This is a genomic window from Streptomyces sp. SDT5-1, from assembly GCF_052245995.1.
Taxonomy (GTDB): domain Bacteria; phylum Actinomycetota; class Actinomycetes; order Streptomycetales; family Streptomycetaceae; genus Streptomyces.
Genome location: NZ_CM125963.1, coordinates 3,822,670 through 3,838,557, shown reverse-complemented (window position 1 = coordinate 3,838,557; position 15,888 = coordinate 3,822,670). Strand labels below are relative to the sequence as shown.

Annotated in this window: 12 protein-coding genes; 9 read left to right on the top strand and 3 right to left on the bottom strand. The window is 72.6% G+C overall.

Annotated elements, in window-relative coordinates:
- Positions 1-61: 61 nt before the first annotated feature.
- The gene (locus tag ACTWJ8_RS17735; RefSeq protein ID WP_443264458.1) at positions 62-1,693 is read right to left on the bottom strand and encodes a penicillin-binding transpeptidase domain-containing protein; all 1,632 of its coding nucleotides are present in this window, start codon (positions 1,691-1,693) and stop codon (positions 62-64) included.
- Between the two features lie 126 nt (positions 1,694-1,819).
- A complete protein-coding gene (locus tag ACTWJ8_RS17730) occupies positions 1,820-3,583 on the bottom strand; it encodes a dolichyl-phosphate-mannose--protein mannosyltransferase (protein WP_356384215.1) in 1,764 nt (587 codons plus the stop codon).
- A gap of 63 nt (positions 3,584-3,646) precedes the next feature.
- On the opposite strand from ACTWJ8_RS17730, the gene rsmI reads away from it, so the two are divergent.
- The 9 genes from rsmI (at position 3,647) to ACTWJ8_RS17685 (ending at position 15,343) form a co-directional block, all read left to right on the top strand.
- On the top strand, positions 3,647-4,522 hold the full coding sequence (gene rsmI / locus ACTWJ8_RS17725) for a 16S rRNA (cytidine(1402)-2'-O)-methyltransferase (protein ID WP_443264456.1): 876 nt from the start codon (positions 3,647-3,649) through the stop codon (positions 4,520-4,522).
- Positions 4,523-4,720: 198 nt separating this feature from the next.
- The gene (locus tag ACTWJ8_RS17720) at positions 4,721-5,158 is read left to right on the top strand and encodes a hypothetical protein (RefSeq protein WP_443264454.1); all 438 of its coding nucleotides are present in this window, start codon (positions 4,721-4,723) and stop codon (positions 5,156-5,158) included.
- Positions 5,159-5,182: 24 nt separating this feature from the next.
- On the top strand, positions 5,183-6,061 hold the full coding sequence (locus ACTWJ8_RS17715; protein ID WP_356384224.1) for a TatD family hydrolase: 879 nt from the start codon (positions 5,183-5,185) through the stop codon (positions 6,059-6,061).
- Positions 6,062-6,223: 162 nt separating this feature from the next.
- Positions 6,224-7,456 (top strand): ubiquitin-like domain-containing protein, encoded by a 1,233-nt coding sequence (locus ACTWJ8_RS17710; protein WP_443264453.1) that lies wholly within the window; start codon positions 6,224-6,226, stop codon positions 7,454-7,456.
- Between the two features lie 53 nt (positions 7,457-7,509).
- On the top strand, positions 7,510-8,376 hold the full coding sequence (gene rsmA / locus ACTWJ8_RS17705) for a 16S rRNA (adenine(1518)-N(6)/adenine(1519)-N(6))-dimethyltransferase RsmA (protein ID WP_443264451.1): 867 nt from the start codon (positions 7,510-7,512) through the stop codon (positions 8,374-8,376).
- Positions 8,373-9,275 (top strand): 4-(cytidine 5'-diphospho)-2-C-methyl-D-erythritol kinase, encoded by a 903-nt coding sequence (locus ACTWJ8_RS17700; protein WP_443264449.1) that lies wholly within the window; start codon positions 8,373-8,375, stop codon positions 9,273-9,275. Before rsmA ends, ACTWJ8_RS17700 begins: the two co-directional genes overlap by 4 nt.
- 1,664 nt (positions 9,276-10,939) lie before the next feature.
- A complete protein-coding gene (locus tag ACTWJ8_RS17695; RefSeq protein WP_356384235.1) occupies positions 10,940-12,745 on the top strand; it encodes an ABC-F family ATP-binding cassette domain-containing protein in 1,806 nt (601 codons plus the stop codon).
- A 60-nt stretch (positions 12,746-12,805) separates the two neighbouring features.
- The gene (locus tag ACTWJ8_RS17690) at positions 12,806-14,383 is read left to right on the top strand and encodes an outer membrane protein assembly factor BamB family protein (protein ID WP_443264448.1); all 1,578 of its coding nucleotides are present in this window, start codon (positions 12,806-12,808) and stop codon (positions 14,381-14,383) included.
- Positions 14,384-14,635: 252 nt separating this feature from the next.
- Complete coding sequence (locus ACTWJ8_RS17685) at positions 14,636-15,343, top strand: helix-turn-helix transcriptional regulator (protein ID WP_443264447.1); 708 nt, start codon at positions 14,636-14,638, stop codon at positions 15,341-15,343.
- Between the two features lie 230 nt (positions 15,344-15,573).
- Here the strand turns inward: ACTWJ8_RS17685 and ACTWJ8_RS17680 are convergent, their stop codons facing one another.
- Complete coding sequence (locus tag ACTWJ8_RS17680; RefSeq protein ID WP_443264446.1) at positions 15,574-15,885, bottom strand: hypothetical protein; 312 nt, start codon at positions 15,883-15,885, stop codon at positions 15,574-15,576.
- Between the last annotated feature and the right edge of the window lie 3 nt (positions 15,886-15,888).

Below are 15,888 nucleotides of genomic sequence, written 5' to 3'. Positions count from 1 at the left end.
GACGTGGTGGCGCCCGGCGATGCGTGGGTTCACCGCCAGGCGCGACGAGTCGTAGGCGGATCTACGCTCCGGCGCGTAGGACCGCCGCGACGATGGGACCCGCCGCGTCCCCGCCGTGCCCACCGCGCGGCACCGTGGCGGCGGCCGTGACGTCGTCCCGGTAGCCCGCGAACCAGGAGTCGGCGTCACCCTGGCCGTCCAGTTCGGCGGAACCGGTCTTCGCGCCCTTGTCGCCGGGGACGCCCGCCATGGCCGTGGCGGCGGTGCCGCTGGTCGCGGTCAGCCGCATCATCTGCCGGAGTTGGGCTGATGTGCCCGGCTCGAGTCCCTTCGCCTCGGCGAGCGGATGGTCGTCGATCTTCCGGGAGACGAGGACCGGTTGGTGGAAGGCGCCGGTGATGGCGGTCGCGGTGACGGACGCCATGTTCAACGCGTTCACCTGGACCTTCCCCTGCCCGATCATCGCCGCGGCGTCGTCGGAGTCGCCCGGCATCTCCACGGAGCCGTCACGCGAGACGATCCCCGTCTTCCAGTCCTTGCCGAGGCCGAAGCGGTCCTCGGCCTCCGCGGCGAACTTCGCGGCGCCCAGGTCGTCGGAGAGCTTGATGAAGGCGGTGTTGCAGGAGCGGGCGAAGCTGTCGGCGAGCGTCGCGTCCCCGTCGGGCCGCATGCCCTTGAGGTTGTGGAAGGTCTGGCTCAGGGCGACCGCCGAATCGGGGCAGGGCGCCGGGCCGTTCGCCGACGTGACGCCGTTGTCGATGAGCGCCGCCGCGGTGAGGATCTTCATCACGGAGCCGGGCGCGGTGCCGCCCTGGAACGCCGCGTTGAACTCGCCCTTCGCCTGGTTGGCGACCGCGAGCACCTCGCCGGTGGACGCCTCGACCGCCACCACCGACGAGTCCGGGTACTTCTTCACGGCCCGCTCGGCGGCGGCCTGCGCGGTCGCGCTGATCGTCGTGGGCAGCCGGCCAGGGGTGCCCTTGGCGAGAGTGAGCAGCGTCTTCTTGACGGTCTGCTCCCCGTTCGCGTCGGTGTGCTCGACGTACGTCTCGATGCCGGGCGAACCCCCTGCGGAGTCCCCGTACTTGGCGCGCAGCTGGTCCAGGACCGGGCCGAGCGAGGGGTACGTGGCCTTCGTCAGCACGGTGCCGTCGCGGCCCACGGCCTCGATGGGCGGCGCGGCGGCCTCCCCGGTGACGAGGGTGTCGCCCTGGCCCATCGCCGGGTGCACGACGGCGGGCGACCAGTCGACGAGCGCCCGCCCGGTGGTCCTGCCGCGCACGACCTTCAGCGAGGAGTCGTACGACAGCGTCCGCTTCTTCTTGCCGTACGCGACGGTGGCCTCGACGTGGAAGGCGACCTTCGGGCCCGTCGCCTTCGTCGGCGTCAGTTCGGTGTGCGTGATCCGCGCCCGGTCGTGCCAGTCCTCCAGGACCCGCATCGCGTTGTCGGCGTAGTCCGTGAGCCGCGCCGCGGCGGCCGGGTCGTTCTTCGCCCACGCGGCGAGGAACTGCTCCGACGTCTCCTTGATCTCGTCGCCGGACGGCGGCCCCGACTTGTACTCCGAGCCCTGCGACGACACGGTGTTCCCGCCGGTGACCGCCGTGACGAGGTTGTATCCCCCGTACGCGGCTCCCCCCAACATGACGGTGAACACCCCACCGACCACGGCGACCTTGACCCCCTTGCGCATGACGCGCTCCCCTCCCCAGGTTTACGGGAGGGACTGTAAGCACGAGCGGTGCCCCGAGTGCCGTGAGTTCCGCAGATGATGTCCGAAGGTGTCCGGATTGAGATCACAAAGGCGACCGAAACCGACTCAGACCCAGGTGTCCAGCCACATCCGTGAACGCCAGGAGTCGATCGGGATCGCGTCGCCCGTGTAGATCGGCCAGAAATAGATGAAGTTCCACGCGATCAGGAGGACCACGGCGCCCGCGCCCGCCGCGCCGACCACGCGGCGGCGTTCCGACGAGCCCGGTTTGCCGATGATCGCGCCGAGCATCATCGCCAGGGCCAGGCAGAGGAACGGGGCGAAGACGACCGCGTAGAAGTAGAAGATCGTGCGCTCCTGGTAGTTGAACCAGGGGAGGTAGCCGGCCGCGATGCCGCACAGGATCGCGCCCGCCCGCCAGTCGCGGCGGAAGAACCAGCGCCACAGCACGAACAGCAGGGCGAAGCAGGCCACCCACCACAGCAGCGGCGTGCCGAGCGCAAGGACCTCACGGGCGCACTTCTCGGTGGCGTCGGCGGGGCAGCCCTGCACGCCGGGCTTCGGCGACTCGTAGAAGTACGAGACGGGCCGGCCGTCGACCATCCAGCTCCACGGGTTGGACTGGTAGGTGTGCGGCGAGCTGAGCGTGGTGTTGAAGTTCCACACCTCGTGCTCGTAGTGCCACAGGGAGCGCACCCAGTCCGGCAGCCACGTGAAACCGCCGCCCTTGCCGTCGGTCGCCGCCCAGTCGCGGAAGTAGCCGCCGGAGCCGTCGGACGGGGAGAGGATCCAGCCGAGCCACGACAGCACGTACGTGGCGATCGCGACCGGGACCGTCGACACGAACGCCGGGACGACGTCCCGCTTCAGGACCGCCAGGTACGGGCGTTCGGCGCCCGCCACCCGCCGCGATCCCACGTCCCACAGGACCGACATTAGGGCGAAGGCCGCCAGGTAGATGAAGCCGTTCCACTTCGTCGCGGCGCCGAGCCCCAGGCAGAGTCCGGCGAGCAGCCGCCACGGCCGCCACCCCAGGCGCAGCGTCTCCGCGGTCTCCGCGTCCGGGCGCGGCACCCCGTGCTCGTCGACCGGCAGCGCGGCGGCGAGCCGTCCGCGGCTGTGCTCCCGGTCGAGGATCAGGCAGCCGAACGCGGCCACCACGAAGAACACGAGCACCGAGTCGAGCAGCGCGGTGCGGCTCATCACGAACGCCAGGCCGTCGACGGCGAGCAGCGCGCCCGCGAGGCAGCCGAGGAACGTCGAGCGGAAGATACGCCGCCCGATCCGGCAGACCATCAGCACGCACAGCGTGCCGAGGACCGCCGTCATGAACCGCCAGCCGAACGGGTCGAACCCGAACATCCACTCGCCGATGCCGATGACGTACTTGCCGACCGGCGGATGCACGACGTACGAGGCGTCGTGCGGGATCGGTACGTCTCCTCCCGTGGCCAGGATCTTGTCGTTCGCGTCCTTGGGCCAGTTCACCTCGAAGCCGCGGTGGATGAGGGCCCACGCGTCCTTCGCGTAGTACGTCTCGTCGAATATCACGGCCTTCGGGCTGCCCAGGTTCCAGAACCTGGCGAGGCCCGCGACGAGCGTGACGAGCAGCGGGCCGACCCAGCCGACGATCCGCTCCGCCTGCCCGGCGGAGAACCGGCCGAGCCCGAACGACGCCCACAGGCGCCCGCTCAGCGGCGGGAACGGCGGCACCAGACGGTCGCCCACGGCACCGCTTCTGCCCTGCGCCCGGTAGCCGAACCGGCGCAGCCCGCGCAGCCACGACGACTGCTGCGGCTCCCCGGTCGCGGCCTGCTCGGTCGGTGCGCTGGTCGGAGTCGCCCCGGACGACGACGCGGTACTGGTCACGCGCGCCATCGTAGGGAACGCGACTGTGCGAGTGGTGTCGCCCGCTCCTGCGAGACTGGAAACGTGACAGGAACCGCAGAATCCCCCGGAACCCTTGTACTCGCCGGCACCCCGATCGGGGATGTGGCGGACGCGCCGCCGCGGCTCGCCCAGGAGCTGGCCGGCGCCGATGTCGTCGCCGCCGAGGACACCCGGCGCATGAAGCGGCTCGCGCAGTCGCTCGGGGTGCAGGTCGGCGGGCGTGTCGTGTCGTACTTCGAGGGCAACGAGAGCGCCCGCACGCCGGAGCTGGTGGAGGCGCTGGCCGGCGGGGCGCGGGTGCTGCTCGTGACGGACGCGGGGATGCCGTCCGTGTCCGACCCCGGCTACCGGCTCGTCGCGGCGGCCGTGGAGCGTGACATCCGCGTCACGGCCGTGCCGGGCCCGTCCGCGGTGCTCACGGCTCTCGCCCTGTCCGGCCTTCCGGTCGACCGGTTCTGCTTCGAGGGCTTCCTGCCCCGCAAGGCGGGCGAGCGGCTCTCCCGGCTCAAGGAGGCCGCGGAGGAGCGCCGCACCCTCGTCTACTTCGAGGCACCGCACCGCCTCGACGACACCCTCGCCGCGATGGTCGATGCCTTCGGGGAGGACCGCCGCGCCGCCGTCTGCCGCGAGCTCACCAAGACGTACGAGGAGGTGAAGCGCGGCCCCCTGAAGGCGCTCGCCGAATGGGCCGCCGACGGGGTGCGCGGCGAGATCACCGTCGTCGTCGAGGGCGCGCCGGAGAAGCCCGCCGACGACCTCACCCCCGATGAGCTGGTGCGCAGGGTGCGGGTGCGGGAGGAGGCGGGGGAGCGGCGCAAGGAGGCCATCGCCGCCGTGGCCGCCGACGCCGGGTTGCCCAAGCGGGAGGTCTTCGATGCCGTCGTCGCGGCAAAGAATGCCGCTCGGACCACCCCATAAGGGCGTAAAGGACTAACCTGAAAAGCAAAGCGAAGACCGCGCGCCCGGCCCCTTTCGGCAGGGAAAGACCAAATCGGATCCAATAGTCGACAGGGCTTTTGCGCTCGGCCCAGCGGAGGCGTCCACTGGTTGATGGGGACGCACCCGTCCCCACGCTGCTGAAGAGCAGCGTTTGTCCAGCGGGCAAGAGGAGCTGGCATGAGCGAGTTCGCAGTCTCCAAGACAGCCATTGGTGCACAGGCGCCCCCGGTCCCGAACCGCAGCGCGGCGACGTCGATCGCCCACGAGTCGTATTCCTTCGCCTGCATGCGGTGCGGGCACGGCTGGGAGCAGTCCTACGAGATCGAGCACCACGTCGACGGGGAGGGTGCGGAGTTCGTGATGTACGTGGTCGAGGGCGAGCGCGTGCCGTCGCCGCTGACCCGGCCCACCTGCGTGAACTGCGGGGGCCACGTCGTACGCATCATGCGGGCGGGACGGGTCTCCTCGGCCCGCGACGCGCTGCAGCAGCACCGCACGCCGCAGTCCGGGCCCGTGGAGGTCCCGGAGCCGGAGGCGGCGGAGCGCGAGGGGCACCACTGGCACCTGTCGGACCTGCTGCACCCCTTCAGCCACCACCACAAGCGGGAAGAGTGACACCGGCTTCGTAGGATCGGAGGCATGAGCCCCAGCACCAAGGACGTCACACCGCCGCCGCTGCCGGCGCCCCTCGAGGTCGAGGTCGCCGACTCCCACACCCACCTGGACATGCAGGAGGGCAGCGTGGAGGAGGCGCTCGCCAAAGCGGCGTCGGTGGGCGTCACCACGGTCGTCCAGGTGGGCTGCGACCTCGCGGGATCCCGCTGGGCGGCCTCCGTCGCGCAGGAGCACGCGCGCGTGCACGCGACCGTCGCCCTGCACCCCAACGAGGCGCCGCGCATCGTGCACGGCGACCCCGACGGCTGGTCCCGGCAGGGCGCCCGGGAACCCCTTGGCGACGCCGGGCTCGACGAGGCGCTCGCCGAGATCGACCGGCTCGCCGCGCTCCCGCACGTGAAGGGCGTCGGCGAGACCGGCCTCGACTACTTCCGCACCGGGCCCGAGGGCAAGGAAGCACAGGAGAAGTCGTTCCGCGCGCACATCGAGATCGCCAAGCGGCACGGCAAGGCGCTCGTCATCCACGACCGCGAGGCGCACGCCGATGTGCTACGCGTCCTGAAGGAGGAGGGCGCCCCCGAGCGCACCGTCTTCCACTGCTACTCCGGCGACGCCGACATGGCCCAAATCTGCGCGGAGAACGGCTACTTCATGTCGTTCGCGGGCAACGTCACGTTCAAGAACGCGCAGCAGCTGCGCGACGCGCTGGCGGTCGCGCCCCGCGAACTGGTCCTCGTCGAGACCGACGCGCCCTTCCTCACACCGGCCCCGTACCGCGGTCGGCCTAACGCGCCGTATCTCATTCCGGTCACGCTGCGGGCCATGGCCGAGGTCAAGGGCGTCACCGAGGAAGCCCTCGCGACGTCGGTCTCCGCCAACACCGCGCGTGCCTTCGATTACTGAGCGATAACGCCCGCGGCCGCTCGAGGGCGGTCACCTTCGGGCAGAGTCGCCACGCAGAGTAGTCGTAGAGCTTTGGAGAGTGACGAACGCTCCGCTAGGTTCTGCTGGCCCGATCCGCCCCCTGCCCGGGGCCGGACGCCAGTGAGTGCCTGGAGCGTCGTCGTGAGCAATACGCCGCAGGAGACGTACGAGCGGTATGAGCGGTACGCGCGGCCGGGGCCGTACGAGGCCGTGCCCGCGGAGCCCGGCGGCGGGCGGGCCGCGGCGCGGCGGGCGGCCCGGCGCAGGAAGGCGGCACAGCGCCCCGAGACGCTGCGCAGGCTGCTGCCGCAGGCCCTCGTCGTCGCGTTCCTCGCGGGCGGCACCACCGCGTTCGTCGCCGACGACAAGGCGATCAAGCTCAGCGTCGACGGCAAGGAACGTACCCTGCACACCTTCGCCGACGACGTCTCCGAACTCCTCGCCGACGAGGGCGTCGACGTCGGCGACCACGACGTCGTGGCACCCGGCGGGGACGTCGCCCTCGCCAACGGCGACGAGGTCGCCGTCCGTTACGGGCGGCCCGTCCGGCTCACCCTCGATGGACAGCGGCGCGAGGTGTGGACGACGGCGCGGACCGTGCACGGGGCGCTCGAACAGCTCGGGGTGCGGGCCGAGGGCGCGTACGTCTCCGCCTCGCGCTCCCAGCGGATCGCGCGGCACGGGCTCGCGCTCGACGTCCGCACCGAACGCAGCGTCACGATCATGGCCGACGGCAACCGGCGCACCATCCGCACCAACGCGGCGACCGTGCGCGAGGCCGTCGAGGACGCGGGTGTCACGCTGCGCGGACAGGACACCACATCGGTGCCGCAGGGCAGCTTTCCGCGCGACGGGCAGGTGATCACGGTGCTGCGGGTGACGGGGGAGCGGGAGGTCCGCGAGGAGGCGATCCCGTACGCGACCGAGCGCACGGACGACCCGTCGCTGTTCCAGGGCACGGAGGTCGTCACACGGGCCGGGGAGCCGGGCATGAGACGGGTGACGTACACGGTCCGCACCGTCAACGGGGTCCGCGGGAAGCCGCGCCGCGAGCGGCAGGAGATCGTGCGGGAGCCGCGCACGCAACGGGTCAGGGTCGGTACGAAGCCGATGCCGACGTCGGTCGCCGGCGCGGACTCCCTCAACTGGTCGGGCCTCGCCGCCTGCGAATCGGGCGGCCGCCCGAACGCCACGGACGCCACCGGCACCTACGGGGGCCTCTACCAGTTCGACACCCAAACCTGGCACAGCCTCGGCGGCACGGGCCGCCCCCAGGACGCCCCCGCATCGGAACAGACCTACCGGGCGAAGAAGCTCTACATCACGCGCGGCGCGACGCCGTGGCCCCACTGCGGGAGCCGCTTGGGCGGGTGAGCCTGGGCGGGTGAGCGAAATCCGGCCCGGCAGGGCGCGGCTACCCTTGAACGGTGAGCAGCACAGAACCTCAGGGTCCCCTTCTCGGCGCCGCGGACATCCGCGAACTCGCCGCGGCGCTGAACGTCCGGCCGACCAAACAGCGCGGCCAGAACTTCGTCATCGACGCCAACACCGTCCGCCGCATCGTCCGCACCGCGGAAGTGACCGAGGACGACGCCGTCGTGGAGGTCGGACCCGGCCTCGGCTCGCTCACCCTCGCCCTCCTCGAGGCGGCCCGCCACGTCACGGCCGTCGAGATCGACGACGTGCTGGCCGCGGCCCTGCCCGCCACCGTCGCGGCCCGCATCCCGGCCAAGAAGGACTCCTTCGACCTCGTCAACATCGACGCGATGCAGGTCACCGAGCTCCCCGGCCCCGCCCCCACGGCCCTCGTCGCGAACCTCCCGTACAACGTCGCGGTCCCCGTCCTGCTCCACATGCTCGACACGTTCCCCAGCATCGAGCGGACGCTGGTGATGGTGCAGGCCGAGGTCGCCGACCGGCTCGCCGCGGGCCCCGGCTCCCGCGTGTACGGCGTCCCGTCCGTGAAGGCCAACTGGTACGCGGAGGTCAAGCTCGCCGGCCGGATCGGCCGCAACGTGTTCTGGCCCGCCCCGAACGTCGACTCCGGCCTCGTCTCCCTGGTCCGCCGCACCGAACCCATCGCCACGACCGCGTCCAAGGCCGAGGTCTTCGCCGTCGTCGACGCCGCCTTCGCCCAGCGCCGCAAGACGCTGCGCGCCGCGCTCGCCGGGTGGGCGGGTTCCGCGCAGGCCGCCGAGGACGCCCTCGTCGCGGCCGGCGTCTCCCCGCAGGCGCGCGGCGAATCCCTCACCGTCCACGAGTTCGCCCGCATCGCGGAGGCCAAGCAGCAGTGACAGCGTCATCGGTGACCGTACGGGTGCCCGCCAAGGTCAACGTCCAGCTCGCCGTCGGCGGCGCCCGCCCCGACGGCTTCCACGACCTGGCGAACGTCTTCCTCGCCGTCGGCCTCCACGACGAGGTGACGGTGACGGAGGCCGACTCCTTCGCCCTCACGTGCGCGGGCCCCGGCTCCGACCAGGTGCCCCTGGACCGTACGAACCTGGCGGCGCGCGCGGCGTACGCCCTCGCGGAACGCCACGGCCTGCCCGAGCCCACCGTCCACATCCACATCGCCAAGGACATCCCCGTCGCGGGCGGCATGGCGGGCGGTTCCGCGGACGCGGCGGGGGCGCTGGTCGCCTGTGACGCGCTCTGGGGCACGAACGCGTCCCGCGTGGAACTCCTCGACATCTGCGCCGAGTTGGGCAGCGACGTGCCCTTCAGCCTCGTCGGCGGGGCCGCGCTCGGCACCGGGCGCGGCGAGAAGCTCGAACCCCTCGCCGTGGGTGGCGAGTTCTGGTGGGTGTTCGCCGTGGCGGACGGCGGTCTCTCCACCCCGGCGGTCTACGGCGAGTTCGACCGGCTCAGCCCCGACGCGCCCGCCGAGCCCGTCGCGTCGCCGGCCCTCCTGGAGGCGCTGCGCACCGGCGACGTCGCCGGCCTCGCGGCCACGGTCACCAACGACCTCCAGCCCGCGGCCCTCTCCCTCTTCCCGTCCCTGAAGGACACGCTCGCGGCGGGCACGTCGGCGGGGGCGCTCGCGGCGATCGTCTCCGGCTCGGGCCCGACGACGGCGTTCCTCTGCGCGGACGAGCCCTCGGCGCGCGCGGTGGCGACGGCCCTCTCCGAGGCGTCCGTCTGCCACACGGCCCGCGTGGCCCCTTCCCCGTCCCCGGGCGCGACGATCCTCTGACCCGCGGACCGGGGCCCCGCGGCACCGGGGCCTCCGGCCCGTTGCCCGCCCATCTCCCACCCACCGGCCCCTCCGGGGGGTGGGCCCCGTGGGCGGCACCTGAACCCGCCTTGAGCCCGGCGCCCCTGTTACGCGCCCCCGGGGGTGTGCGCCCCGCACACCGGCCACGCCATCGCCCTCCGGGCCCCTCCGGGCCCCTGCGGGCACGGGCCTGGGGCTGCGCTTCGTCGCCCGGGACCTCGGTGCGCCGGCGTTGGCCCGGTCCTTGCGCCCGCAGGGCCCCCGTCCCTGGGCCCTGGGCCCGTGGCCCGCCTATCCCCCACCTGCCCGCCCCCTCCGGGGGCTCGGCCCCCGTGGGCGTCGCTCGACCCGCCGAGCCCGCTACCCGAAAACGTGGCACCGGGGCACACACCCGAGCCGCACACACCGTCCCCGGCCCAGGGCCCCGCCCCCGGCCCTGACCTGCGGCCCCCCCGGCCCGAGCCCTCGCCTCGCCGGCCCGCGCCACATCCTCCGGTCCCCGCAGCGCCGGGCCCCGGACCGAGGCCGCGCGCCTTCGCCCCATGCCACCGGCCCTCCCGCCCTCGCGGTTCCCCGCCCCTGGGACCGTGGCCCGCCCATCTCCCGCCCGCCCGCCCCTCCGGGGGCTGGGCCCCGTGGGCGGCACCTGAACCGCCTTGAGCCCGGTGCCCTGTTACGCAGCCCCCGGGACACGCGCCCGAGCCCCACGTACAGGCCCACGCCACCGGCCTCCGGCCCCTGCGGATCGGGCCGAGCCCCCACGCTCCCGCCCCGTCACCGCCCTCCACGCCCCCGCGCGGTTCCACGCCCTGGGCTCGTTGCCCGCTCGTCCGTCAGCCCGAGCCGGTCGTCCCTGCCACGCGGCACCAGGGATTGGCTGTGGCGTGCGTGATGTTCAGGTCCGGACTGCGTTCGCTGCGCGGATCCAGAGGCAGGGCCGCCCCGCAGCCCATCCGGGCCCGGACCCGTCGTGCAGGCGCCTCCGGCCGCGCCGCACCGAGGACTTCCACAACCCGGGTGCCAGGCCCGAGCGGTGGGCCTCTGGCGGCCCCGGGGGCGGTGACGGGCACGGGGCGCGGTCGAACGTCCGAGGCGCGGCGTCGAGCCGATGAATACGGAGCCGTGCCGATGCGGCCGAGCAGGGCCGCACCCCGTGGGACCCGAGCCCCCGGAGGGGGCGGGGCGGGTGGGTGGGAGAGAGGCGGAAGGTGGGAGGTGTCTGCCGGTAGTGAGCGGGTGCGTTCACGGTGCGGCGAGTCGGCGGGAGCCGCGTTGGACAACCAGCACATGCCCGTGGTGCCCAGGCGCGGCCGGGCGCCGGTGCAGGTGAGCGTCCTCCGCCGACGGAACGGATCGGTGCGGCGTCCGCCCAGGGGAATTCCGGCCCCTCGGGGTGGTCCCCCGCATGGCAACACCGCACCCCGTGGGGCCGAGCCCCCGGAGGGGGCGGGTGGGTGGGAGATGGGCGGGACAGACGCATACAGCCGCCGCAGAGCCGCAAAGCCGCAGAGCCGCAGAGCCGCAAAGCCGCAGGGGCGCCCCCCCACCCCCGCCGAAGCGCCCCGCAGGGCCCCGCAGGGAAAAGGCACACCGACACCCCGACTACGCTGGAAGACTGGCCCACCCACCCGGAGCGGAGCGCAATGGCAGTCAATCTGGTCAACGTCGAGAACGTCTCGAAGGTCTACGGCACCCGTGCCCTCCTCGACGGCGTCTCCCTCGGCGTGCAGGAAGGCGACCGGATCGGCGTCGTGGGGCGCAACGGCGACGGCAAGACCACCCTCATCCGCATGCTCGCCAAGCTGGAGGAGGCCGACACCGGCCGCGTCACGCACAGCGGCGGCCTGCACCTCGGCGTGCTCACCCAGCACGACTCGCTCGACCCGAAGGCCACGATCCGGCACGAGGTCATCGGTGACATGGCCGACCACGAGTGGGCCGGCAGCGCCAAGATCCGCGACGTACTGACGGGACTGTTCGGCGGGCTCGACCTGCCCGGTTTCCCGCAGGGCCTGGACACCGTGATCGGCCCGCTGTCCGGCGGCGAGCGGCGCCGTATCGCCCTCGCCAAGCTGCTGATCGCCGAGCAGGACCTGATCGTCCTCGACGAGCCGACGAACCACCTGGACGTCGAGGGGATCTCCTGGCTGGCCCGGCATCTGCAGAGCCGCCGCTCCGCGCTCGTCTGCGTCACCCACGACCGCTGGTTCCTGGACCAGGTCTGCACCCGCATGTGGGACGTGCAGCGCGGCGACGTGTACGAGTACGAGGGCGGTTACTCCGACTACGTGTTCGCGCGCGCCGAGCGTGAGCGGATCGCCGCGACGGAGGAGGCCAAGCGGCAGAACCTCGTGCGCAAGGAGCTGGCGTGGCTGCGGCGCGGCGCCCCGGCCCGCACGTCCAAGCCGCGTTTCCGCGTGGAGGCGGCCAACGAGCTGATCGCCGACGTGCCGGAGCCCCGCGACAAGAGCGAGCTGATGAAGTTCGCGAACGCCCGGCTCGGCAAGACCGTCTTCGACCTGGAGGACGTGACGGTCACCGCGGGTCCCAAGGTGCTGCTCAAGCACCTGACCTGGCAGCTCGGCCCCGGCGACCGCGTCGGCCTGGTCGGGGTGAACGGCGCGGGCAAGACGTCCCTGTTGCGCGCCCTCGCCGACGCCGCCCGCAGCGAGGGCGACGTACAGCCCGAGGCCGGGAAGATCGTCGTCGGCAAGACCGTCCGACTCGCGTACCTCTCGCAGGACGTGACCGAACTCCCCGCCTCCCTGCGCGTACTGGAAGCCGTCCAGCAGGTCCGCGACCGCGTCGACCTCGGCAAGGGCCGCGAGATGACCGCGGGTCAGCTGTGCGAGCAGTTCGGCTTCGCCAAGGACAAGCAGTGGACGCCCGTCGGTGACCTGTCGGGTGGCGAGCGGCGCCGCCTCCAACTGCTGCGCCTGCTCATGGACGAGCCGAACGTGCTGTTCCTCGACGAGCCGACGAACGACCTCGACATCGAGACCCTCACCCAGCTCGAGGACCTGCTCGACGGGTGGCCGGGGTCCATGGTCGTGATCTCCCACGACCGGTTCTTCCTGGAGCGCACCACCGACTCGACGTACGCGCTGCTCGGCGACGCGACGCTGCGGATGCTGCCGCGCGGCATCGACGAGTACCTGGAGCGCAGGCAGCGGATGATCGAGGCCGCCGCGCCCGCCCCGGCGGCGGCTCCCGCGGCCGCGAAGTCGGGTCCTTCGGCCGCCGACACCCGCGCCGCGAAGAAGGAACTCCAGAAGATCGAGCGGCAGATGGACAAGATCTCCGACAAGGAGAAGAAGCTGCACACGCAGATCGCCGACAATGCCACGGACTTCGAGAAGGTCGCGAAGCTGGACGCGGAGCTGCGGGAACTGGTCGCGGAGCGCGAGGAGTTGGAGATGCGCTGGCTGGAGCTCGCCGAGGACGCCTGACCCGTCCGGCCCACGGCGACTGGCCTTGCCGAACCACCACGTCCCCGAGGTATCCAGGTCATGACCCAGCCACCCCCGCCACCGCCGCCCAACGAACCGCCTTCCCCACGCGGTGAGTTCGGCTCCGCCCCGCCGCCGTTCCCGACGCCCGGGTACGGCACGCTGCGCACCCCGCTCCCGCCCGAGGCCCGCCCCTACCCGCTGCGGACACAGCCGCAGGAGTCGCGGGGCGGCAAGCTGCCGCCCGTCGCGCTCGTCATCGGCGCGGCCGTCGTGGCCCTCGCGCTCGTCGTGGGCGGCGGCGTCCTGTACGCCACGCGGTCCGGCGGCGGTTCGGGCTCCGGCGCCGCGGACCCCGGCGGCAAGGGCGGCGCGGGAGCCGGCGGTTACGGCGGGGAGAAGGCGCCCGCCGACCCGTCCGCGGGCCTCGCGCTGCGGCTGCCCGCGCCGAAGGTGCCGAGGCGGCAGGTGGACAGCGTGCAGGGGTCCTGGCTGGCCGACGGCACGTACGCGAAGGCGGGCGTGGGCAGCATCTCCGGGTACGACGCCGGGACCGGCCGGAAGACGTGGACGCTGCCGCTGTCGGGGCAGACCTGCGCGGGCACCGACACCGTCACGGACGACGGGCTCGCGGCCGTGGTGAGCGAGGCGGGAAAGCGTCCGGCGAACGGCGACCACAAGCCGTGCAGCCAGATCACCGTCTTCGACGTCGACACGGGCGACAAGGTCTGGACGCAGAGCCTGGGCCAGGGCACGAACCGGCGGATCTTCGAGGAGCTGTCGCTGTCGGGCAATACGCTCGCGGCGGGCGGCGGCCTCGACGGCGGCGCCGCCGTCGACGTGAAGACGGGCAGCATCCTGTGGCAGCCCGACACGGGCGAGTGCCAGGACGTCGGCTACCACGGCGGCGCGGGCCTCGTGACGGTCCGCAAGTGCGGCAAGTACGGCCACGCGACGTACGACGTCCAGCTCCTCGACCCCGTCACGGGCCAGCCCAAGTGGTCGTACAGGCTGCCGTCGGGGTACTCCGACGTGAAGGTGCTGTCGACCAAGCCGGTCGTGTTCGGCGTCGGCAAGGGGAAGAACGCGGCGGGCACCATCAACGAGATCTTCGCCCTGGACGGCGGGGGGAAGGTCGCGAGCAGGATCGCCATCGACCCGCGGAAGTACGACTTCGCGTGCGAGGTCGGCAGGACCGAGGGCTGCGCGAAGATCACCGTCGGCGGCGGGCGGGTCTACCTGGCCACGCGGCCGCAGGACGGCACCCGGGCGGGCAACGAGATCGTGGCGTACTCCCTCGACACCGGGAAGCGCACCAGGGACCGGGTGCCGGGCGGCGGGCACGACATCTTCCCGGTGCGGATGGACGGCGACAAGCTCCTGGCGTTCACGTCGGGCGGCTACGACGAGGGCAGCCGGATCCTGTCGATCGACCCCAGGACGATGAAGCGGTCGACGCTCGTGGAGACCCCGGCGACGCCGGAGGCCAGGGACCTGATCAACGGCATGGCTCCGGGCCGCTCCAACTCCGAACTCCGGTACTCCCACGGCAAGTTGTTCTTCGGTCAGCCGCTGATCGGGGAGCCCGCCACGGACGGCGGCAAGCGGTACACGGCGATCGGCTTCACCGCGGGCTGAGGCCGGAATCCGCCGGCCCCGCGCCCGCCGACGCCCGCCGAGTCGGATTTTGCTCTCCCGTACCCCCAAAGATCCCTCAATGCACAGGATTTCAGCATTCAGGGCCGCTTCTGGACGGTAGGGGGCGCGCAACCTCGAACAAGCGTGTAGCTTCCGGGGGATGAAGGAGGACGGGGAGTCGGGGGGCTCGCCTGTCCTTGGGGGGCCCGGGGGTTGGAGGAGACTTCCGGGGTCGATTGGGGGGTTGGCCCGATGGGTGTGCGGCTGATGGTGGTCGACGACCACCGACTGCTGGCCGAGGCGTTGGCCTCGGCCCTGAAGCTGCGCGGGCACCGGGTGCTCGCGGCGGCCGCACCGGCGGCCGGAGCGGCCGAACTGGTCATCTCGCGGGCGCCCGAGGTCTGCCTCCTGGGCACGGCGACCCCGGCGGAGCCGGGCACCTTCGACCCGGTGGTCCGCATCAAGCGGGAGCGCCCGCAGGTGGCGGTGGTGGTCCTGGGCCCCGTCCCGTCGCCCAGAGGCATCGCGTCGGCCTTCGCGGCCGGCGCGTCCGGCTACGTACGGCACGACGAGCGCATAGAGGGCGTCGAGCGGGCGCTGATGAAGGCGCGGGCGGGGGAGGCGGCGGTCGCCCCCGCGCTGCTCCAGGGCGCCTTCGGCGAGCTGCTCAATCCGGTGGCGCAGCCGGACGACGAGGGGCAGCGGCTGCTGCAGATGCTGACGCCCCGTGAGGTCGAGGTGCTCGTCCGGGTCGCGGACGGCGAGGACACCCGGCTGATCGCGGCGGGCATGGGCATCGCCCCGTCCACGGCGCGTACGCATGTGCAGCGCGTCCTGATGAAGCTCGGCGTCGGCTCGCGCCTGGAGGCGGCGGCGCTGGCCGCGCGCACCGGGTTACTGGACCGGGCGGGGCCCGTGGGCTCCTCGGGTCCCGCGGGCTCGCCAGAATCCGAGTCCTGAGCTACAGTTGATCTTGCGTTGGTCGCCGCAACAAGCGGTGAGCGACCGTGCGTTGGTGGTCCAAGGAAAGACGTCCCGCTTCCTGCGGGGAGATGCAGGTGCAAGGCCTGCCCGGCGCTCCGAAGGCACAAGGCCCGATCCGCTTCGGCGGATCGGGCCTTGTGCGTTTCCCGGAGGTACGGGGGAAAGATCGGGCCCGCCGCTCCTGCGAGCTGCGGGCCCGACCTCGACTACTCGGTCTTCTCGCTCGCCTCGGCCAGCTCCTCGGCCGTCGGCGGGACCGTGGGGCGCAGCTTCAGCCACACCAGGAAGAAGAGGCCGAGGAGCAGCATGCCGATGCCGGTCCACAGGTTGATGTTGATGTCCTGGGCCTTCTTCATGTCGGCGTCCGAGGCCGTGAAGCCGGCGATGGTGACGATGACGCCGTACACCACGAAAAGGCCGCCGATGATGCGTCGTACGTCGAAGAGCCGGGCCGCCGTGGCCGACTTGGCCTCCAGCTCCTTCACTTCCTCGACGTGCTGGTTCATGTCGTCGCTCATGTC